Origin of the sequence: Oceanobacillus sp. CF4.6, from assembly GCF_051262635.1 — a bacterium.
Taxonomy (GTDB): domain Bacteria; phylum Bacillota; class Bacilli; order Bacillales; family Amphibacillaceae; genus Oceanobacillus.
Map to the genome: position 1 here is coordinate 50,955 of NZ_JBIMEX010000007.1, position 20,434 is coordinate 71,388.

At 39.3% G+C, this 20,434-nt stretch carries 20 protein-coding genes; 4 read left to right on the top strand and 16 right to left on the bottom strand.

Features of this window, described 5'->3' with window-relative positions; all coding sequences use genetic code 11:
- Positions 1 to 39: 39 nt before the first annotated feature.
- Together ACHABU_RS12025 and ACHABU_RS12030 are read right to left on the bottom strand one after the other, a co-directional pair.
- Positions 40 to 675 carry a pentapeptide repeat-containing protein gene (locus ACHABU_RS12025; protein ID WP_435765125.1) on the bottom strand — a complete coding sequence of 212 codons (636 nt, stop codon included), beginning with the start codon at positions 673 to 675 and terminating at the stop codon, positions 40 to 42.
- 28 nt (positions 676 to 703) lie between these two features.
- Complete coding sequence (locus ACHABU_RS12030; RefSeq protein ID WP_435765126.1) at positions 704 to 1,492, bottom strand: ion transporter; 789 nt, start codon at positions 1,490 to 1,492, stop codon at positions 704 to 706.
- Positions 1,493 to 1,744: 252 nt separating this feature from the next.
- Here ACHABU_RS12030 and ACHABU_RS12035 point away from each other — a divergent pair, with 252 nt between their 5' ends.
- Positions 1,745 to 1,909: a gamma-glutamyl-gamma-aminobutyrate hydrolase family protein gene (locus tag ACHABU_RS12035; RefSeq protein WP_435765127.1), complete on the top strand. Its 165-nt coding sequence runs from the start codon at positions 1,745 to 1,747 to the stop codon at positions 1,907 to 1,909.
- A gap of 51 nt (positions 1,910 to 1,960) precedes the next feature.
- Here the strand turns inward: ACHABU_RS12035 and ACHABU_RS12040 are convergent, their stop codons facing one another.
- The 8 genes from ACHABU_RS12040 to ACHABU_RS12075 all read right to left on the bottom strand — a co-directional run bounded on the left by ACHABU_RS12040 (position 1,961) and on the right by ACHABU_RS12075 (position 9,116).
- The gene (locus tag ACHABU_RS12040) at positions 1,961 to 3,217 is read right to left on the bottom strand and encodes a cytochrome P450 (protein ID WP_435765128.1); all 1,257 of its coding nucleotides are present in this window, start codon (positions 3,215 to 3,217) and stop codon (positions 1,961 to 1,963) included.
- 110 nt (positions 3,218 to 3,327) lie between these two features.
- On the bottom strand, positions 3,328 to 3,702 hold the full coding sequence (locus ACHABU_RS12045) for a Na+/H+ antiporter subunit G (RefSeq protein ID WP_435765129.1): 375 nt from the start codon (positions 3,700 to 3,702) through the stop codon (positions 3,328 to 3,330).
- Positions 3,680 to 3,964: a Na(+)/H(+) antiporter subunit F1 gene (locus tag ACHABU_RS12050; protein WP_435765130.1), complete on the bottom strand. Its 285-nt coding sequence runs from the start codon at positions 3,962 to 3,964 to the stop codon at positions 3,680 to 3,682. Before ACHABU_RS12050 ends, ACHABU_RS12045 begins: the two co-directional genes overlap by 23 nt.
- Positions 3,964 to 4,446 carry a Na+/H+ antiporter subunit E gene (locus tag ACHABU_RS12055; protein WP_435765131.1) on the bottom strand — a complete coding sequence of 161 codons (483 nt, stop codon included), beginning with the start codon at positions 4,444 to 4,446 and terminating at the stop codon, positions 3,964 to 3,966. The genes ACHABU_RS12050 and ACHABU_RS12055 overlap by 1 nt, the downstream gene beginning before the upstream one ends.
- Positions 4,447 to 4,482: 36 nt before the next feature.
- Complete coding sequence (locus tag ACHABU_RS12060; RefSeq protein ID WP_435765133.1) at positions 4,483 to 5,961, bottom strand: Na+/H+ antiporter subunit D; 1,479 nt, start codon at positions 5,959 to 5,961, stop codon at positions 4,483 to 4,485.
- A complete protein-coding gene (locus ACHABU_RS12065) occupies positions 5,954 to 6,295 on the bottom strand; it encodes a Na(+)/H(+) antiporter subunit C (protein ID WP_435765134.1) in 342 nt (113 codons plus the stop codon). The genes ACHABU_RS12060 and ACHABU_RS12065 overlap by 8 nt, the downstream gene beginning before the upstream one ends.
- Before the next feature lie 3 nt (positions 6,296 to 6,298).
- Positions 6,299 to 6,721, bottom strand: coding sequence for a Na(+)/H(+) antiporter subunit B (locus ACHABU_RS12070; RefSeq protein ID WP_435765135.1), 423 nt, complete (start codon positions 6,719 to 6,721; stop codon positions 6,299 to 6,301).
- The gene (locus ACHABU_RS12075; protein ID WP_435765136.1) at positions 6,711 to 9,116 is read right to left on the bottom strand and encodes a Na+/H+ antiporter subunit A; all 2,406 of its coding nucleotides are present in this window, start codon (positions 9,114 to 9,116) and stop codon (positions 6,711 to 6,713) included. Before ACHABU_RS12075 ends, ACHABU_RS12070 begins: the two co-directional genes overlap by 11 nt.
- Positions 9,117 to 9,773: 657 nt before the next feature.
- On the opposite strand from ACHABU_RS12075, the gene ACHABU_RS12080 reads away from it, so the two are divergent.
- Positions 9,774 to 10,454: a histidine kinase gene (locus ACHABU_RS12080; protein ID WP_435765138.1), complete on the top strand. Its 681-nt coding sequence runs from the start codon at positions 9,774 to 9,776 to the stop codon at positions 10,452 to 10,454.
- Between the two features lie 527 nt (positions 10,455 to 10,981).
- Here the strand turns inward: ACHABU_RS12080 and ACHABU_RS12085 are convergent.
- The 5 genes from ACHABU_RS12085 to ACHABU_RS12105 form a co-directional block, all read right to left on the bottom strand.
- Positions 10,982 to 11,764, bottom strand: coding sequence for a carbon-nitrogen family hydrolase (locus ACHABU_RS12085; RefSeq protein WP_435765139.1), 783 nt, complete (start codon positions 11,762 to 11,764; stop codon positions 10,982 to 10,984).
- Positions 11,765 to 11,826: 62 nt separating this feature from the next.
- On the bottom strand, positions 11,827 to 12,426 hold the full coding sequence (locus tag ACHABU_RS12090; protein WP_435765140.1) for a response regulator: 600 nt from the start codon (positions 12,424 to 12,426) through the stop codon (positions 11,827 to 11,829).
- The gene (locus ACHABU_RS12095; RefSeq protein ID WP_435765141.1) at positions 12,423 to 13,556 is read right to left on the bottom strand and encodes a sensor histidine kinase; all 1,134 of its coding nucleotides are present in this window, start codon (positions 13,554 to 13,556) and stop codon (positions 12,423 to 12,425) included. Before ACHABU_RS12095 ends, ACHABU_RS12090 begins: the two co-directional genes overlap by 4 nt.
- Positions 13,557 to 13,658: 102 nt before the next feature.
- Positions 13,659 to 14,714, bottom strand: a complete 1,056-nt coding sequence (locus ACHABU_RS12100; protein ID WP_435765142.1) for a fatty acid desaturase — start codon at positions 14,712 to 14,714, stop codon at positions 13,659 to 13,661.
- Between the two features lie 167 nt (positions 14,715 to 14,881).
- Positions 14,882 to 15,394 carry a DUF3231 family protein gene (locus ACHABU_RS12105; protein WP_435765143.1) on the bottom strand — a complete coding sequence of 171 codons (513 nt, stop codon included), beginning with the start codon at positions 15,392 to 15,394 and terminating at the stop codon, positions 14,882 to 14,884.
- A 227-nt stretch (positions 15,395 to 15,621) separates the two neighbouring features.
- Between ACHABU_RS12105 and ACHABU_RS12110 the strand changes: the two genes are divergently transcribed.
- Positions 15,622 to 16,242 carry an NUDIX hydrolase gene (locus tag ACHABU_RS12110; protein ID WP_435765145.1) on the top strand — a complete coding sequence of 207 codons (621 nt, stop codon included), beginning with the start codon at positions 15,622 to 15,624 and terminating at the stop codon, positions 16,240 to 16,242.
- Positions 16,243 to 16,307: 65 nt separating this feature from the next.
- On the opposite strand, the gene ACHABU_RS12115 is transcribed toward ACHABU_RS12110, so the two are convergent.
- Positions 16,308 to 18,236: an ATP-dependent DNA helicase gene (locus ACHABU_RS12115; protein WP_435765147.1), complete on the bottom strand. Its 1,929-nt coding sequence runs from the start codon at positions 18,234 to 18,236 to the stop codon at positions 16,308 to 16,310.
- Between the two features lie 297 nt (positions 18,237 to 18,533).
- Between ACHABU_RS12115 and ACHABU_RS12120 the strand changes: the two genes are divergently transcribed.
- Positions 18,534 to 20,348 carry a LysM peptidoglycan-binding domain-containing protein gene (locus tag ACHABU_RS12120; protein ID WP_435765148.1) on the top strand — a complete coding sequence of 605 codons (1,815 nt, stop codon included), beginning with the start codon at positions 18,534 to 18,536 and terminating at the stop codon, positions 20,346 to 20,348.
- Positions 20,349 to 20,434: the final 86 nt, after the last annotated feature.

Here is a 20,434-nt window from a genome sequence, read left to right on the forward strand (position 1 = left end):
TCCAACAGATTGCCAAGGGTGCTGTTGGTGGCTCTATTCTTATTCCTTTATTTCTAATCCAAGAATTCTCGCAAATCCAATTGCCTGTTCTGTATTAACCATGCAACCTCGCAGGCTTTCCAATGATACTTGCAGCTGGTCGAATGAACAACTGCTTAAATCGACTCCGTCTAATGACGAATTTGCAAAGTTTACTTCGTTTAAACTGCATCTTTCAAATGCGACCTTTTGAAAATTACATTCAAAAAAATCCCCGTTCTGAAGGGAACAATCTTCAAATAGAACCTGCTTTAATTTTGCAAACCCAAAAGAACTTAAATTACCTTGACATGTTTCAAATCTGACATTGCCAAGTGAGGAATCAGAAAAATTGGTACCAAGCATCTTAGAGTTTTTGAACTCCACCCGGTGGATACTTCCCTCGCTGAAATCAGCATTCGATAAGTCACAGTGATCAAAAATACAGTCGGTTAGTTCAATATTTTTAAATGAAACTTCTTCAAAAACGACATTTTGAAACAAAACTTCATCAAATGTGATGCGATGTATATTTTCCCCGAATATCGAACAGTCTTTGATGGCCATTCGATCATAATAGAGTTCTTCTTTCACTTCAAAGGTTTCCACCGGCAGACCCTGAGCCATTTTTGGCTTTTGAATTTTAATTCCTGCCATACAGCATGAGCTCCTTTCCGGGAAATTTCTATTCCGCTTTCTTTTCTAGCAGCCTCTTAATATCTTGTAGTTCTTTCTGAACTTCAGCAAGCTTAATATCCGTTGGAGTGGGCTTTTCTTCTCTGCTTGCCTCTTCCACATTGTTAACGACAACACCAACAAATAAATTAACAATGACAAAGGAGCCGATTAAAATAAATGTAACGAAATACCACCAGGCTGAGGGGTCTTGTTCCAGAATTGGTCTCATCACACCACTTGCCCATGATTCAAGCGTAATTACCTGAAATAGCGATAGCAAAGAATCATGCAGCGTTCCAAAATACTCGGGTGCAATCGATTGAAACATCATCGTCCCGATTACTCCATAAATGTAAAAGAATATCCCAAGCAATAACATAATTGTTCCCATTGATGGGATCGTAAGGAGAAGGGCATTTACCATACGGCGAAGGGATGGAATAATGGATACGGCTCTCAATACACGGAGAACTCGTAATATCCTTAAGACCGTCACATAATGCGCTCCGATTAATATATGGCCACTTGCCACAATAAGAAAATCAAATACATTCCACGGGTCTTTGAAGAAAGATCCGATTGATTTGCTTCCGATTAGCCGGATTAGAATTTCTATCGTAAAAATCCATAGCAAAATTTGATCAGCGATATAAATCCAATCTGAAAAATTAGTAGCGAAGTATGCGTATGTCTCTAGTCCTACTAAGATTGCATTGATAAGTATTAAGCCAATAATTATATTCATAAATATAGGATGCTCGGAGATTTCCGCGCACTTTTTTCTAAAATCGTTCATAATAAAATTTTTCCCCCTTACACGAGTATTTTACTTTCTTGTTAGGAATCTGTCACTTTTTCTGGTGAATTGTCATTTTTTCTTAATTAATATGTCCTTTTTAGCCTTTCATTTTAACAAATTATCCGTTTCTCTTATACACCGGATTAGTTATTAGGCAAACATGGAATAGGGATAAGGAGTGGGGAAAAGAAAGCCATGGTCAACAGTAAGCATCATCAAACGGTCTAAAGGTTAGCTGATTCACTTTAAGTGGCTGCTACTTCAGAAGATAATGTCATTGAAGTTGTAGAGGCTAAAAAGAAATATCAATTCATTCTTGGACTGCAATTCCATCCGGAAGAATTGTTTGCTGTCGATACAAAGATGCTAAACCTGTTAATGCGTTTCCGGGAAGCATGTGAGAAGAAGGGATGAAAAATGGGGCCCGTATATATGCGGACCCCATTTAAATTTAAATTGTACCTATTACGCATGCCTGACATTTTTCATAATAAATCTGCTCTTCGGAATCGATGGTATTCTTAGCTTACTATAGTTTAAGTCCTGCAATGGTACATCATAATCAATTTTACCCGATAAATATTTCAAACTTGTATTCATGATTTGAACGGTAATCCCTTCGCCGGCACAACGGTGACCAATATCGTATTCTCCACCACCCTGAGGGATAAAATTGAACGGGCTGCCATCCCACTCAGAAAATCTTTCCGGCCAGAAAACATCCGGATATTCCCATAGTGTTGGACTATGATTTGTTCCATATATATCGAGTAATACTAATGTCCCCTTTTTAAATTCGTAGCCTTTCCATGTAAATTCTTCACGAACAAGCGCACCAAGAAAGGGGCCAAATGGATAGTAGCGGCGAACTTCCTGAACAAACATTTGACGATAACCTACCTCATCAGTGAATACTTTATTCCGTTTTTCAGGATTTTCATGTAATGCGACAGCACCAAATGTAATAAATCTTCCGATAGCAACAATGGGGCGCAGAATATTTATCAATTCCACGGCTGCCGTTTTTATATCAAGCAAGTTTCCATTAAGGTCTTCATGCCAAGCTATTTGATATAAAGCCGTATCTTCATCTGCGCCTATCTTTCCTGTGCGAACTTGTCTGATCATATAGGAAATCCAACGTTCTGTTCGTGTACGTGCTCTTCTGCCTTCCCAATGTCTTGGACCAATAGCCCCGAAAGCATCAATCATGGCACTAAGGTCCATCGTTCGAAGTTCTAAATCCTTCGCCCATAATGGGACACCTGCCCAACTGCAGGCAATGCGGCACATAATTTCCTCCGCTTCCTCAAATAAAACAACCGCATCCATGGACTTCCACTTATCAATTGCAATTTGCCATTGTTTTTCCGTAATTTCATCCAATACTTTCAGACGCTCTGAAGACATGAGGGACATAAACATCGCTTTACGATGGCGATGTTCCTCGCCATCCAATCCTTGCACGCCACCTTCACCAAATAAACTCTTTTGAATTCTTCCTGGCGCAACACCTTTTCTTTTAAAACGATTATTATCATAGAAAATTTCGGTGGCCTCTTTGCCGCTTATACAGATTGCCTTTTTCCCAAATATGCGTGTCTCCACGATTTCTGAATCAAATTTACGTACCCGATTTGGAATAAAATCATATCCTTCTTTCAGTAAGGAGAGTGTGTGATCTAAACCTTCTTCTTTTGAAACAGTATTTGTTGAAACCATTTATTCCTTGTCTCCTTTAAAAAGCATGATTATAATAAGTTTTCCCAAGATCACGTAATATGAAACAATAGAAAATGGATAGAAGAAGGCAAGCAATCCTTACAAAAAGATTACTTGCCTTCTTCTTTATGTCTATTTACTTCCATAACATCCTTTAGCTCATCTTCCACTGTTGAGTCGGCCATCCCTACACCTGCTGTATATGCTGCTCTTGTAATTAGATGACCTGCCACTGGAGCAGTCAGAAAGACAAACACAATTCCAAGGAGTAATCGTACACTGTAAAAACCTTGTTCCACCGCAAAGTATAAAAACGCTCCTGAAAGTGTCAATAACACTGCTAAAGTTGAACTTTTCGTACCTGCATGGGAACGTGTATACACATCAGGAAAACGAATAATACCGATCGCACTAATCACAGCCATGATGGCTCCAATAAGCATGAAAAGGGCTGCAATAAATTCAATCATCTCTTTTACGTTCAATGATGACACCCCTCTCTATGTATTTGGAGAAGGCAATGGTACTAATAAAGGCTAAAATAGCCAATATAAGAATCACTTCCAGATACGCTTTTGTACCTTGTAAAACAGATATAATTGCAATGGATGAAACAAGCATGACACCGATCATATCAAGAGCAACCACTCGATCAGGTAAACTTGGTCCGGCGATGATACGATAAGCACTTATCGCAATTGCTACTCCATACAAAGCAAGGGCAGTATATAGCATGGCACTAATCATTACCTCATCACCCCCATAATCGCTCTTTCAAATTTACCTAATGAGCGTAAAAGCATATCCTTCGATTCTTCCACATCCATTGCATGAATGTAAAAGGCATCTCCTTCAGGTGTCACTTGAATGACGACAGATCCTGGGGTTAATGTTAGAAGCAGGGCAAGGGTAGTAATTTCCCATTCACCCCTTAAAACAGTTTCATATTTAAAAATACCTGGTTTGATACGAATTTTGGGACTTAGTATGTGTCTTAATACGAGTACAGTGGACTGAAACAGCTCTACATTAAAAATAAAAACGAGCTTTATTAATGCAAAGAAGCGGTTCAAATAAAATCGATCACCAAAGAATCGATGCATTAAAAATACAATAACAATCCCAACTAAATACCCCATTACCAAGGTCGTAAATTTCAATTCATCCTCATCACTGATCAAGGTCCAAAGTACTGCGACAAATACATTTAATAAAAATTGGGCAGGCATTCCAGTTCCACCTCCTCTTGATTGAATACGATTTGGTTACTCATTGAAAACTGCATCAATGTAAATTTGCGGATTCATTAACGTATTTGCTGCATCTTTTACATAAACAGCAAGTAACTCAGCACCAAAACCTAATCCGATCGTTCCAATAGTAAGTAAAATACATGGTACGATCCAGCCCCTTTTCATCGGGATTTTATCTTCCTTACTAATAATTGTCTCTCCCCAAAAACTGTTCAGAAAAATTCGAAGCAACGAATACAGAACGAAAATACTGGAAATAAAGGCAAGTGCAAAGAGAATGTACGAACCTGCTTCAACCGCTCCTTGGCCTACTAAAACTTTTCCTATAAAACCACTTAGCGGGGGAATTCCTGCTAGAGAAAGCATTACGATAAAGAAAATCCATCCAAACAAAGGGTAATTTCGAATCAGGCCACTCATATTGTCAATTCTCGTTTCCCCGGTTACGGCAATCATTGTACCTGCAAGCAAGAATAGGAGCGCTTTTACAATCATGTCATGAATCAAGTAGTATATGGACCCCTCTATGGCTGTTGTCGTCCCCACTGCAAGTCCGACTAATATAAAGCCAACAGCAATAACAACATTATACGCAATAATCTGGCGTATATCCTTATATGCTATCGCACCAATACTACCACCAATTAGGGTTAGTCCTGCCAGAACTCCAATAAGTGTATGTGTGATGCCCTGCTCATGATAAAACAACAATGTAAAGATACGAATCATCGCGTATATTCCGACCTTCGTCAGCAATGCCCCAAACAATGCAGCTACTGCAGTGGATGGAACACTGTACGCACCAGGCAGCCAGTAGTATAGCAATAAGCCTGATTTCAGTGCAAATACCGTTAAAAATACGATACTTATAACAGTCAGCAGTGGTGTCTGACCCGATTCAGCAATTCGTTCCGATATATGGGCCATATTCAATGTACCAACTGTCCCATATAAATAAGCGATCGCAATAAGAAAAATCCAGGATGAAATTACATTGATCACAACATATTTGATTGACTCTCTCAATTGTCCTTTTTTACCGCCAAAGGCCACAAGAACATAAGAGGCCAGAAGCATAATTTCAAAACAAACATAGAGGTTAAATAGATCACCTGTAAGAAAGGACCCATTCACACCCGCAATTAGAAAGTTAACAAATGAATAGAAATACATTTTCTCATGTTCTTTTCCAACAGATGAAAATGCGTAAAGCAAGCAAATTGCCGTAACGATACTAGTGGTTAAAACTAAAATAACAGAAAAGGAATCTGCTACAAACAGAATACCAAACGGTGGTTTCCATCCTCCAAAATCAAGTCTGATTATGCCTTCTGTCACAATACGATCTAATAAATAAACTGCTATACCTGAATTTACAATCATTACAGAAAAACTGATCCATCGTTGCGCCTTGATATAAGGGCGCAAGAAGATTAAAATAATGCCGACCATGACAGGGATCACCATTGGCAACACGAGAATATTATTCATGTTTAGTCCCCCGTAACTCATCCAGTTTATCTGTCTCTGTTTCCTGATACGTACGATAAGTTAAAACAAGCGACATTGCAGTTACAGCAAAACTGATAACGATAGAAGTTAAAATGAGCGCCTGTGGGAGCGCATCAACAAAGACCCCATCTCCCTCACCCAATATGGGTACACTTCCACTCTTCAGTCCACTGCCCATGGTCAATATCAGCAAATGTGCTGCATGTGAAAGGATCGCCGTTCCTAAAATCACTCGGATTAAACTTTTCGAAAGAATTAAATAGGTAGCAACCGTTACTAATACACCTGCCAGGATGGTTATTAACGTTTCCATAATTTACACATCCTCACTAATATTTAGAATTATCGTAACTACTACCCCTACGACAACAAGTGCTACCCCTGCTTCAAAGATCGTAACAGTAGTCAACTCCGTTTTCCCGAAAAAAGGAAGGTCAAAATACGCAAAGGACTGACTCAAAAACGGAACACCAAACAATATCGAGCCAAAACCAGTACCTACAGCTATAAAGGCACCGAAAGCAGCAACTAATTTAAAATCGACGGGTATTGCCTGCTGAACAGTTTCGATATCATAAACAATAAAAAGCAGAACAAGGGCAGAAGCAAGCACAAGCCCACCAATAAACCCTCCGCCCGGACTATGATGACCGGATAAAAACAAATAAATTGCCAATGTAAGAATAATGAAAACAACAACTTTGGACATCGTTCTCAAAATGACATGATTAATCTTCAATGCTTTCATCCTCCTTCTTAGCCCTTAGTTTGATGAAAGTAAATACACCAATCCCGGCAATGAGGAGTACCACTACTTCTAGCATTGTATCCAATGCACGGAAATCCCCGAGAATTGCATTAACGATATTGTTCCCACCTGCAAGTTCATAAGAATCCTCAAAGTAACTGGAAATGGATTCAAACAGTTTGCCATTTTGAACTGCAAGAGCAACAACGGTAAATACAGCACCGACAGAAATAGAGATTATTAAATTTACATTTCTCGACCTACGAGGGGCGTCCTCTTTTTTCCAATCTGGAAGGAAATAATAAGCAACTAAGAACAAGACCGTCGTAACTGTCTCCACAACCGTTTGTGTTAAAGCCAGGTCAGGCGCCCGAAAAAGTACAAAGAATGCTGCTACCCCATACCCTAGGATACTATTTAGTAAAATTGCTGTTAGTCTTGACTTTGCAAAAAGAATCGAAATACCAGCAATAATCATCACAAGCACAAGTATCCATTCAAACTCAGATATCGGTGCATTTCCGGAAATATCAAATTGATATGCACCGGTATAATAAAGTGTCCCTCCAATTGCAATAACAAAGAAAAGGTAAATATAAACCATATAATCCCGGAGATATCCGGTCATATATGTATTTGTAATCGCTGTGGAGCCTTCTTCCAACTGCACAAGTAAATAGCTGTAAAGGCTATTAAACGACCATTTTTCGGGAAGCATGCGATAAACAACCATCCATTTTTTTCTGGACTTGTATAAAAGGATTCCAAAGATAACGACTCCCATCGTCATCCATAATTCCATACCGAATCCGTGCCATGCAGATATATGAACTCCAAGATCCCCCTCTGCAAATGTAGGGAAAATACTTGTCATTGCTGGTGCTAGTAAATAGTCACCCAATAAGTTCGGGAAGAAGAAGATGCCCACGATAAACAATCCTAGGATTCCTGGTGCAATCAGCATACCGATAGGGGGCTCCTTGGCCGAGTGCTCTAATTTTTCCTCCTGGTAAGGACCAAAAAATGTTTTAAAGACAATAATCATGGAGTAGACAAAAGTAAAGATACTCGCCACCCAAGCGATGATTGGTATCAATGTGCCCCACGTATCCAAGGAGAATATACCTGCCTCGCCGATCGTTAGAACAGCTGTAAAAAACATCTCCTTACTCAAGAAACCATTAAAAGGCGGCAATCCAGCCATGGAGAAGCTGCCAATCATAGCTATCGTAAATGTAACAGGCATAAGGGTCATCAGTCCGCCAAGTCTTCGGATATCACGTGTTCCAACCCCATGATCGACAATTCCAACGACCATGAATAAAGCACCCTTAAATGTTGAATGATTTACCAAATGAAATAATGCAGCAAAGGTAGCTTGGGTATATACGACAGATTCTGTAGAATAACCAAAATGAAGGGCAGCAGAACCTAAGCCAAACATACTCATAATCATACCAAGCTGACTTACGGTTGAATAAGCGAGTAGTGCTTTCAAATCGGTTTGTCGAACGGCATTAAACGCGCCCCAGAATAAGGTTATTAAGCCGACACCAGTTACTAGCCAGAACCAGGTTGCCTCCCCACCAAAAACAGGGGTAAATCTGGCAACCAGGTATATTCCTGCCTTGACCATTGTTGCAGAGTGTAAATATGCGCTAACAGGTGTTGGAGCTTCCATCGCATCCGGAAGCCAAATGTGGAATGGAAATTGTGCCGATTTGGTAAAGGCACCGAGCAAGATTAGCAGCATGGCAGGAATAAATAGAAGATGATCTGTAAAGCTACCGGCACTGGAAATAACTTCTCTAATACTCCATGTACCTGTCATTACATAGATCATAATAAAGCCGATTAGCATTGCGATACCACCGGTTACTGTAATCAATAACGACTTTTTGGCACCATCTCTAGACCGTTTACGCTGATACCAGAACGCAATTAGTAGAAATGATGATATACTAGTCAACTCCCAGAAAACATAGAGCACCATCATATTATCTGACATCACAACACCAAGCATTGCGCCCATAAACAGCATTAAATAGGTATAGAAGTGTCCTAAAGATTCTTTGGAAGATAAATAAAAGATGGAATACAATATAACAAGTGATCCTATACCCGTTATTAAAAGCGCAAGAATTAAACTTAAACCATCTAGGTAAGCAGTAAAATTGATACCGTAAGAAGGAATCCAATTAACGGAATGGATATATGTCTCTCCCCTTGCGATCCCAGGAATATATCGAGCAAGATAAATAAATAATATGGTAGAAATCAGAATTGCAAACCAGCCAATATGTACCTTACGTATTTTTTTATATAAATAAGGAAGACATGCAGCTGCAATAAAAGGAAGTATTATTGCAATAATCAATGTTGACAAGTTTTAACCTCCAATCAAGATACAGTCCGTTCACCCCCTGAAAATTTGCGCACAGAAAAAGTAAAATCCGACCAACAAATACATACGATTCGATTTACACCTTTTTTATATACATGGAATAAACACAAAAAGGCAGAATTTACAATAAGGGGCCCAAGCATTATTCGGGCAATTAAGAGAATAGTTGCAGCGCATGCACTTCATGAGTCTTTGTGGAATAAATAGAGTGTAGTAACAAAATTCTATAATGATTACAGTTATTTTCAGTCGAAGAAGAACGTAAACCTTCTTGGGATTTTGATTTTGAAGGTATCGATAATATCGATTTTAATTATACAGGAAATTCAGGTCGTACGCATTTATTAAAGATTAGCCACCAAGAATGATATTAACTGGCATTAATAGTACAAATCACGTATGCTAAAGGATATTATTAAGAGACTCAAAAAATAAATAATACTATTTCTATATTAGGGTTCACGAGCCAGATTTAACGTGTTAGAATAATACAGTTTCAATGATAAATAAATTAAAATCCGTGTTTATTTACACTTTTTCCAACTATATAAACCAGCTATTAAACAAGGCCCTTCCAGGATGATAATCAATTAGGACCGGCTAAATCGCAAATGAATATTTTAAGAGGTGAACATACCAATGAAAAAAATTAGAGGTCGTATGGATGAAAGTATCTTAGTTTGTGTTTATTATGGTCCGAATGGAGAGCGCTTGATTAAACGTGGTCACAAGTTATCACAAATCATGGATTGCCCGCTATATGTCTTAACCGTAGATGCATTACCGTATGACGAGTTTGATGCAGAGAAATCTGGTTATGTTGATCGCTGGAAGGAACTATGCGATGAACTGGAGGTTGAGGAATTTATTATCCGTGATAATGAAAAACGCGCTTCCGTTAAAGCTATCGCAGAAGTTGCGCATAATCACAACATTACGCAAATCATTATTGGACAAAGCCCACAAAATCGCTGGGAAGAAATTACAAAAGGATCCTTTGTTAACGTACTGTTACGTGCCATGTCCTTTATCGACATCCATATTGTATCCATTGATCGAAGACTTAGGAGCACAGAAGAGATGACATTCGAAAAGGGTGTACGTGGATTCCTGCAACAAGATGAAAATGGTAACTACAGCTTAAGTTTTGCGAGATCCAAGGACAATTTATATGAGGGCATCTTCTATAAAGAAATTGGAACAGACTTTAACAATGGTGTATTTAAATTTATTAATAGTAAAGGTAAAACATGCCAGGTCCATGTAACAGAAGATATTATAACAGGTCAACTTACAGACCCGCCAAACGTTAAAAAATAATCGTTGATGTACTTCAAAATAGAGATGGCTATACGAGTAGAGCAAGCAACCAAGGGATGCCTGCTCTATTTATTTTTATTTCAGGCTGTTTTCCAGAAGATTGGGACTGCGGTTGCTCGGCCGAAACAAGAAAAGTGACTTCGGCGACCGCTCTGGGAAATACACTGCGCTTTCCGTGGGCGGCTGGTGAGCCTCCTCGTGCTTCGCACTGCGGGGTCTCACCGATGCCTTTCCTCCCACAGGAGTCTCCGTGTATTTCCCAGAGCTGGTTTTAAGTTTACAAACTTTAGTTATTTATAAAAACCATATCACGCAGCTTCACCAGTCCGGGTGAGCGGCGGGCGGTGACTCCTGCGGGAACCGCACGTGTCCGAAGACCCGGCAGAGTGGGTTTCTCGAGGAGGCTGAGGCCGTGCCCGCGGAAAGCATCCGCCCATAGCGATCCCGGACGGCGGGAAAAGCAGTTAGTTCGCATTTTATCTCAACTGTATAGGATTCTAAAGCAACAAATGAAGTGATCCTTATTCCTAATACATATGTGGTACACGGCTTTTAAAAATGGGTACATCCTTGCGTATCTCTTTTACTAGATCCAATGTAATGGACTCGATTAACGTCTCTTCTTCTGTTTCACTTCCAACTTTAAGAATGTGCCCTCGGGGGTCTATCATCATAGAAGTTCCCGCAAAGTCTTCATTATTGTATTCACCTATTCGATTGCAGGAAACGACAAAAAACTGATTTTCAATTGCACGGGCGATTTGCAATGCTTTCCAATGATCTTTTCTAACTGTCGGCCACTCAGCGACGACATACAATATTTCCGCGCCTTCTAGGGCTAATTTCCTAGCAAGCTCCGGGAACCGCAAATCATAGCAAATGATAATCCCCATTTTCACACCATCCAGTTCAAATACTTGTACCTTCTCCGTTCCCCCAGTCAAATAAACCGGTTCATCCAACATTGGTACGAGATGGATTTTATCATACGTATACACAAGCTCTCCTTCTCGATTCACTACAATACTCGTATTATAGATGTTGCCATTTTTTATATTGGCAATCGACCCACCAATAATATTAATGTGGTACATTTTTGCAAGATGCTGTAGAAAAGAAGTTGTAGGCTCACCATCCGTATCGGCATAGTTTTCCAGCTCTTCCAACGTATAAGCCGTTGTCCACATCTCCGGCAGAACAACTATATCCGGTCTTTCCTGTGCAATCTCTTTTACCCATTTTCCAACTTTCAATCGATTTGCTTCCGGATCCCCCGGAATAATATCCATCTGATAAATCACATGCTTCATTGTGCCTGTCACTCCCCGAATTTTGTCGAATTTTGTCAATTAGATGTTTTAGTCAGTTATGGCTATTTAAACCATCCCTTTTCTTTCAGTTTGGAAATAGCCTCAATGCGATTGCCAACATGTAATTTATCCATAATCGTTGATACGTAATTCCGAACTGTACCGTTCGTCAAATAGAGCTGACTTGCGATTTCTTTCGTGTTCTTTCCGTCAGCAATCAGTTTGATAACTTCTTCCTCACGTTCGGTTAGTGGATTTTCTTCTGAATATGCCATATCAATTAACTCTGGAGCATAGACTTTACGTCCATCCAGTATGACACGAATCGAGTCTGCTAATTCCTCGCTTGGACTGTCTTTTAGTAAATAGCCATTTACATTCGCTTTACGTGCTCTTTCAAAATATCCTGACCGCGCAAATGTCGTTAAGACGATTACTTTACATGTGCTATCCTTTAATGCCTCAGCTGCATCCAACCCTGTCATGACAGGCATTTCAATGTCCATAATACATATATCCGGTGTATATTGCTCAACTAATCGCAATACCTCCTGGCCATTTCTAGCCTGCCCGACTACTTCCATATCTTCCTCCATGTCGAGCAAAGCACCTAATGCACCAAGCAGTAAACGCTGGTCCTCGGCTATTACAATTCGTATCAAGTTGTTTCCCCCTTTTCCATTTGTTGAATAACACGCGGCACCCGGATCATAAGTTTTGTTCCATTTTTTGAAGTTATTTTCAAACTGCCATTAACAAATTCAAGCCGTTCCTTCATCCCGATAATGCCATTTCCCACAAGATTGTTTGAAACCTGAAGACCTTTTCCATTATCCTGAATGGTAACAGCCCATTCCTCATGTGACTGTCCAATAGATATATGACACTGTGTTGCACCACTATGTTTAACAACATTCGTAATGGATTCTTTTACACACATGCCCAATACGTTCTCAACCAGTAACGGGGTATCTTTGAGCACTGGGTCCCCATCCAGATGGAACTCAATTTGTGCTGCATCCAAAAGCTGCTTTACACCGATCATTTCTTCTTTTAATTTAGTACCCTTCATATCAGCAACCAGTTCGCGGACTTCCTTCAGAGCCATTCTCGCAGTTTGATGAATATCCCTCAGTTCCAGTGCTGCCGATTCGGGTTTAGCATGTATTAATTTTCCTGCCAGTTCACTTTTTAAACCAATCAAGGAGAGCTTTTGTCCCAACGTATCATGTAAATCACGAGCAATTCTTTCCCGTTCTTCGACGATTAGTAACTTAGCAATTTTATCTTGCGCATCTTCCAATTGAACCTCCAGATTTTCTTGCTTATTTCGGTTATACATATTAAATGGAAGAAGGATCACACCAATTAAACATAAAATAACAAAAGGAATCTGGGTGAAAAGGATTTGCCCTTGCATAAAAAACCCAAGAGTGATAGCTGCAATTGTTGAAACGAGATGTACGACATATAACGTGATGAAACCTGCTCTATTATGAATGTTACCAATAAAGAATGCGAGAAATAGTGAAAAGTAAACATAACCGAAGTACAAGGTCATCCCAATACTTATAGCTATTTCTATTCCTACCGATACATAGACAGTCCATCCTTTTTTAATGAATGCCAAGCGATAAGTGACAAAAAACAATACAATCATTAAAATTCCAATAATAATCTCAGCAACCGTTGATGAACGAAATATAAAATAAAATGGAAGAAGACAAAATGCAATCCATGCATAAAGACTTAGTCCTGTATTTTTCGGAAAAATATGGTACCAATGCTGCAAATTAATCTCTCCCCATAATAATTCAATTTCTCATTTCTATTTTGTATTTCTAAGTATAACAAAAACCCTTCCGATAAGACATGGAAGGGTTATATAAGGTCTTTATTTTTGTGTCACAGATGATTCGCTTGTTTTTAGCCCTAAACCGGATTTTTGCGATTTACGCTGAAGTGCTTTATATTCCTTGAAACTTATAAACGTTCTGCTCGCCTGGTCATACAATCGGAAACGAATCGATTTCAGGCTTGTTTTTAATGTTATCGTTGTTGCTTGGTGTAGTGGTGGTGTAGATTCATGTGCCTTTTCTAAGTTATAGTTTGGTACTCTTGGACTTAAATGATGCACGTGATGGTATCCGATACTACCTGTTAGCCACTCCATAACTTTTGGAAGCTTGTAATAGGAACTTCCATCCACTGCTGCTTTTACATAATCCCATTCATCTTCATTCTCGAAGTAGGAATCTTCAAATTGATGTTGTACATAAAACAACCAAATACCAGATGCTCCAGCAATAAAGAGAATTGGCAATTGCACCATCAGAAACGCCTGCCACCCAATCGCCCAGATTAGCGATGCATAGATGACTGCAATGGAAACATTTATTAAATAGGTATTCAAACGTTCTTTACGCTTGGCACCTTTACGGTTAAATCGATTGCTTATTAAGAAAAGAAATACTGGTCCTAGACCAAACATCACAATCGGAGTTCGGTAGAGCCTGTAGCCTAGTTTCCCAAAATAAGATGCTTCTTTGTATTCTTCCACTGTCATTACCCAAACATCACCTGTCCCACGTTTGTCGAGGTTACTGCTTGTAGCGTGGTGAATCGAATGTTCCCTTTTCCACTTTTCAAAGGCAAAGTGCGTAATGATGCCAGTTATCGTCCCTACAATGCGGTTAGCTTTTGCATTCTTGAAAAACGACATATGTGTACAATCGTGGAATATAATAAAGGTTCGAATGACAAACCCTGCAGCAATCACAGAAATTACTAGTGATAGCCAAATGGAGATGGACAAGCTTTGATAGGAAAGAAACCAAAGCAGGATAAACGGAACGATTGAATTAATTATTTGAATAATACTCTTTTTCGTATCTGAACTTGCAAATGGTGCTACGCTTTTTCTCAATTGTGCTTGTTTTTGTTTGCTCATATATTTTATCCTCCTATATATAGCATGTAACTATATTTTATTATAAGATATGTTGCTGTTTTTTATAAGTCATAAACGTCATGAATACATATGACAAATGTCATATGATAGAGATGAATATAACTAAAAAAATAGAGCAGACAGTATGTCCACTCTACTTCGTTTAATTACTGTTTTTCTGCGTTATACTGATGGAGTGGTGGCGGAACGAGCCAGCCCTTCTCTTTATTAAGACGAAGGACTTTGGCTCCGAAAGTTGCTTTCTGTGTATGGAATTGACCAAACATCATTGCGATATCCTCGCGTATGGATTGACCTATCATACCACTGCATGCAACCAACCCAGCGGCGATATCTACCGATAGGGCAGCCGCTATTTCCGAATCCATATAACGAGCTCCCGTTGGAATATCTTCCAAGTCGGCTTTTGGTCGGTCCGGTGGTGTTGGCGGCATTCCTACACCGTTATCTTTTAAGAGCTTTTCCATTTCAGTAACTTCCTGCTGCCCTTGCTGGATAGCTTCATCAATCAGTTTCAAAAGATCCTGATCGCCTGCATGATTTCGCGCAGTTTGATATCCCGCAATTTTCCCTTTCATTGTCATCACAGCTGTCCATGTACCAAATACCTCACCATAATGCATTGGTTCATCTGTCGGATTTCCACTAAGAATACCCATCCAATACCTCCTCAAGAGATTTATACTATGTGCCAACTTTCTTTAACCTGCACATACACTTATATTTCCTTAGAATGTTTACCTTATACATGAGTATCTATAAGATATAAAGGGTAAACCATTTCATTCATTGCAGCATCGACAAATTATGACAAAATTCGGGAAGTGACAGGCACCAAAAAGAGTAATAGAATAGGGTTAGGATAAGTTTTTTTGGAGGTGGAAATATGGATTCATCAACTATTATTGGGAAGTTACAGAATCGGATACCATCTATCATGGGCCATGAAAATTTCAGAAAGTCTGCAGTGCTTGTTCCCTTGGTGGAAATTGATAATGAAACACATCTATTATTTGAAGTCCGGTCTTTGAATATGCGTAGTCAACCTGGCGATATTTGTTTTCCAGGCGGTCGAATTGATAGGGGTGACCCGGACCCCAAGTATTGTGCAATTAGGGAGACGACGGAAGAATTGGGCATCCACTCAGAAAATATCAAAGATGTCATTCCACTTGATTATGTTGTTAATGATCTAGGAAGAATTATTTATCCATTCGTCGGAAGGATCGCCAATATAAACGAGATCATCCCGAATAAATCCGAAGTGGAAGAAGTTTTTACTGTCCCACTTTCTTATTTATTGAATACCGAACCAGAACAATACAAAGTTAATTTCCATATTACTCCTGAAGATGACTTCCCTTTTCACTTAATCGTTGGTGGAGAGGACTATAATTGGCAGGTACGACATATAAACGAGATCTTTTATAAGTATGAAGAAAAGGTAATCTGGGGATTAACCGCGAAAATACTGACCCATTTAATTGGTTTATTGGATAATGAATAACTTACCTAAAAGAAAAGAAGCACATAAGAAGTTCTTCTTCTCATGTGCTTCTTTTCCTTTTAAAATCACCAATTCATTGGTACAGGCAATACACCTGCTATATCCTTCTCATACTTCTTTTGTTCTTCTTTATTCATCCAAATGTGTATGATACCATGATCCTCATTTGTTCTAATTAAACGGCCAATGCCCTGACGCAGGCGAAGCAGCATATACGGAGCATCCACTTCTTTTTCTGCATCTGCAGCATGATTCCGTTTTGCCTGAAACACCGGATCTTTCGGCGGAAATGGCAAGGAAGAAATAATTACCTGTGTTAGTGCTTCTCCAGGGACGTCGAGTCCTTCCCATAAATGATGTGCACACAGTACAGAACTTTCATCGTTCTGGAATTTTCGTACGGTTTCACTTATTTCCAGATCACCTTCATAAAGCATGTCAAATGGCCATTCCTGATCTGCAGACCATTCACGGAAATGATTCATCTCCTCTGTAGTAGAAAAGAGAATCAGTGAGTGTCCATCATTATTTAGTAACCCATTTTTAATTTCTTCCCATTTTGAATCCTTCTCCTGTTCCACATGGCCATTTATCCTCATTTGATTTTCATAATCAAAAGGGGATTCTACAGAAAAGGAATCAAACTTATCAATACCTAAATTACCGGCCAAGTAAGAAAAATTGCTACTCTGTGATAAGGTAGCCGATGAGAAAACAATAGGAATGCGTTGACTAAATACTTCTTTCTTTAATACATCTTCTACGAGACGAGGCATAACTACCAGGCTCGTTGTCGCTTCATTTTCTTCCAGCCAGTAAATTCCTTCATCATCTTTTAATAAAATCGAAAGTCCATAGGAGAAAAACTCCAAATACTCTTCAATGATCTTTGTATGATACTCATCCATGGTAAACAATTCGGTATCAAATACTAAATGTTCCAAAAGTTGCTGAACCATATCATTTAGGCGGCTTGCCATCTGCAGCATCGCTTCCGAACGGGGAATCTGTTGACGATTGGAACCTTCCACCATATTCGCTGAGTCTGCAAGCAGTTCAAACCATTCATCATTCAGTGCCAAAATATCCTCAACAAGAAGGAGTGATTCTTCACGCACATCCTGCCCCATATAGCCGGTAAGGACATTCGTTAGATTTTCAAAGTTGAAGCGATAGGTTAAACCTTTTTGTGCAGCAAATTCCAATAAATGACCTTCGTCAAATACAACTGAGCTCGCTTCTGGAAGGAGTGGCATTTGGCCTTCACGCTTGCGGGATTCCTTTGTCCATACATGTTCCATATAAAAGTCATGCGAACAAATAATGATATCCTGTGCATGTCTGTAATAATCTCGATTTAGGGTTTGTCCACTACGGTGACGCCAATCACAGGTCGAACACTGCTGGAGCGGGTCCCAGGCGATTTTTTCCCATTTTTCATCCGGTACCCATGGATATTCCTTTCGATCTCCATAACGTTCAAATGATTTCATAACGGCACTCGTATCAAAAACAAAATCTGGTATCTCATCATGTACTCTTAAAATATCCATATCACTCGTTTTGTTCGCCAGTGGATCAAGCTTCTTAATACAAACGTAATTTTCCCTTGCTTTTGCCAAGCGGACATCCACATGGAGGCCAAGTGCATCCTCGAGTTTTTCAATATCCCCGCCTTTTTTTACAAGCTGTTCGATTAACGTCTCATCTGCGCAGGAAATAATGGCAGGCTTTCCTTTATACCGCGCATAACAAATTGCATATAACAAATAAACAAGTGTTTTCCCTGTACCAACACCCGCTTCAGCAAAGATTGTTCCTTTATTTTTAAAGGCCTGCTCCAATTGAAAGGCCATATAGATTTGTTCATCGCGTAATTCATAACCCTTTTCAGGTAAAATATCATAAAAAACATCACCGACATAATCACCCAGTCGGTCAAAGAAATTCTCAGTCTTAGAAACAGTAAATGGTAATGAAGTATTTCTTGGCATAGTAAACTCCTCTTTAGCTTCTATTCAATAAGCTTTCATACTAGCATAATATATTAAACTACTGCAAATAAATGACAGTATTTTTTGTCTTAAACATTATTTTAAAAAATTAATTATAATTCGAACAGTCAAATCTCATTAACCAAATAGATGATTATTATTTCATTCTTACCATTTTTAGGATTTTTAACATATCTACTTTCGTTTAGAAGTTAGAGATGGCTTTGTTCTTATTATAAAATTAGAGAATATACATATAAGTACACACCTGTGCCTTGAACAGAAAGAAGGGATGATATGCAATATTTTTACACTGTCCAACCAACAGATACAGTATATGACATCGCCAGGAGATGGGAACTTCCATTAGCATCACTGATCGCTGCAAATAACCTAACTGCCCCGTACACGATATTCGTTGGCCAACAGCTTTCCATGCCTCCAGGAGTAAATGTTTATCGTGTGAAACTAGGGGATTCCGTTTATCAAATTGCCCAGTTTTTTAAAGTGCCCTTTTCTGTAATTATTGAAGCTAATCAACTACAAGCCCCATACATGATTTATGTTAATCAATTACTACAAGTACCACCTGGAGTTCCTTATTATATTGTTCAACCCGGAGATACGCTATATACGCTAACCGGAAGATTTAATGTCATCACAGATGGCGTTAGAAACACAGAGCTAATTCAGAGCGTCAATCAGCTATCCACATCAACCATCATTCCCGGGATGATGCTGCGTATCCCATACGCTCCACCAGGTAGTGAAGGCCTGATTGCTTATACGTCGAATCGAGGCGGAGGATTCGACCTTTGGCTGTATAACCCTCGGAATGGTTCCAATGTACAGCTGACATCTGGTTTAGGAGATTCCTTCTCAAGTCCTGAATGGTCCCCAGACAGTAGTAGAATCGCTTTTGCAGGCATAGATAGAATCCTCTATGTGGTCGACCTTGAGACAGGTTCCATTGCATCCATCGATCAGCTAAGCGAAAATGATAACCTACAATTGGATTGGTCGCCGGAAAGCACAGAATTAGCTTATACGACGAGGAATCAGATTATCATTTATACGATAGCTTCACATCAGGCACAATCCATACAGCAGATGGAAGCAACGGATATTCAATGGTTCCCAAATGGTACCGAGCTTTTATTTCAAGCAACGGATGCATTTGGGATTAGCCAACTCTATCGGATTTCTTCAGACGGAACCGGTAAGAGTAGAATTACAAATAATACAGATGGTCCACTTCATGATATTCAGTTATCTCCTGATGGATCCTTTGTTTTGTATACAACTCCGGGAGTCAGTATTTCACTCATTATTACAATCGAACTGGCAACAGGGAATATGTTTGGGTTAGAGGGTGGTCCCCTCGCTAAAAACTATTATCCGAGATGGCATCCTGATTCCAGAATCATTGCATATAGTGCCACAGCCTATGAAGACAGAGGTTATTTTAACCAAATTAGAACTGTTACAAGAAGTGGCGATAATGAAACGGTTCATGCGTTATCGAACTGTTTTGCAACACCAGTAACCTGGTCAACGGACGGAAATAAAATTGCCTACCTTTCCGGATGCAGTGAACAGGAATTTGCTCGGGAGATTTGGGTGGTAAACCCGAACCACCCAGTTCCGATTCAAGTTTTAGAAGATGCTTTAATCACCTCACTCCAATGGTCACCTTCACCAGTCGGAAATTTATTTGAGGAGACATACTTGAATCAGACATATCGAATTAGTTTCCGGTATCCCTCTCACTGGGAAAGGATAGATAACGAGAGATACGAAGGTCCTGATGGATTTTTCCAAGTTTCTGCTATAGCTGGAGACAGTTTGGAAGAAGTGTGTCAGGGGGAGGCGTACCACCCATTAATGCCATATGGATCTACTCCGAGAATTACATCATCTACGATTGAAAATGAAGAAGCATGTTTTATTTTCCCATCAGCAGATCAACCTGCTGAAATGAATCAACAGTCTGCACTTATCGTCATTTACCCTGATCCCATTGAAATTCAAGGTACAACATATAATTTCCTGATTTTGTGGGCAGATAAACTGCACATCAGGGAAATAGCATCAACGTTGACATTCTTATAGAAAACACAATAGAAAAAAACAGATGAGAAGTCTGCCCTCCACTCATCTGTTTTTTCTTTTATATATTCTAAAACCCCTAATGTTTG

Bases quoted from the DNA above. Each gene is read 5' to 3' on its own strand.
- ACHABU_RS12025 (WP_435765125.1), bottom strand. From the start codon at position 675: ATGGCAGGAATTAAAATTCAAAAGCCAAAAATGGCTCAGGGTCTGCCG.
- ACHABU_RS12030 (WP_435765126.1), bottom strand. From the start codon at position 1,492: ATGAACGATTTTAGAAAAAAGTGCGCGGAAATCTCCGAGCATCCTATA.
- ACHABU_RS12040 (WP_435765128.1), bottom strand. From the start codon at position 3,217: ATGGTTTCAACAAATACTGTTTCAAAAGAAGAAGGTTTAGATCACACA.
- ACHABU_RS12050 (WP_435765130.1), bottom strand. From the start codon at position 3,964: ATGATTAGTGCCATGCTATATACTGCCCTTGCTTTGTATGGAGTAGCA.
- ACHABU_RS12055 (WP_435765131.1), bottom strand. From the start codon at position 4,446: ATGCCTGCCCAATTTTTATTAAATGTATTTGTCGCAGTACTTTGGACC.
- ACHABU_RS12060 (WP_435765133.1), bottom strand. From the start codon at position 5,961: ATGAATAATATTCTCGTGTTGCCAATGGTGATCCCTGTCATGGTCGGC.
- ACHABU_RS12065 (WP_435765134.1), bottom strand. From the start codon at position 6,295: ATGGAAACGTTAATAACCATCCTGGCAGGTGTATTAGTAACGGTTGCT.
- ACHABU_RS12080 (WP_435765138.1), top strand. From the start codon at position 9,774: ATGAAAAAAATTAGAGGTCGTATGGATGAAAGTATCTTAGTTTGTGTT.
- ACHABU_RS12085 (WP_435765139.1), bottom strand. From the start codon at position 11,764: ATGAAGCATGTGATTTATCAGATGGATATTATTCCGGGGGATCCGGAA.
- ACHABU_RS12100 (WP_435765142.1), bottom strand. From the start codon at position 14,714: ATGAGCAAACAAAAACAAGCACAATTGAGAAAAAGCGTAGCACCATTT.
- ACHABU_RS12105 (WP_435765143.1), bottom strand. From the start codon at position 15,394: ATGGGTATTCTTAGTGGAAATCCGACAGATGAACCAATGCATTATGGT.
- ACHABU_RS12110 (WP_435765145.1), top strand. From the start codon at position 15,622: ATGGATTCATCAACTATTATTGGGAAGTTACAGAATCGGATACCATCT.
- ACHABU_RS12115 (WP_435765147.1), bottom strand. From the start codon at position 18,236: ATGCCAAGAAATACTTCATTACCATTTACTGTTTCTAAGACTGAGAAT.
- ACHABU_RS12120 (WP_435765148.1), top strand. From the start codon at position 18,534: ATGCAATATTTTTACACTGTCCAACCAACAGATACAGTATATGACATC.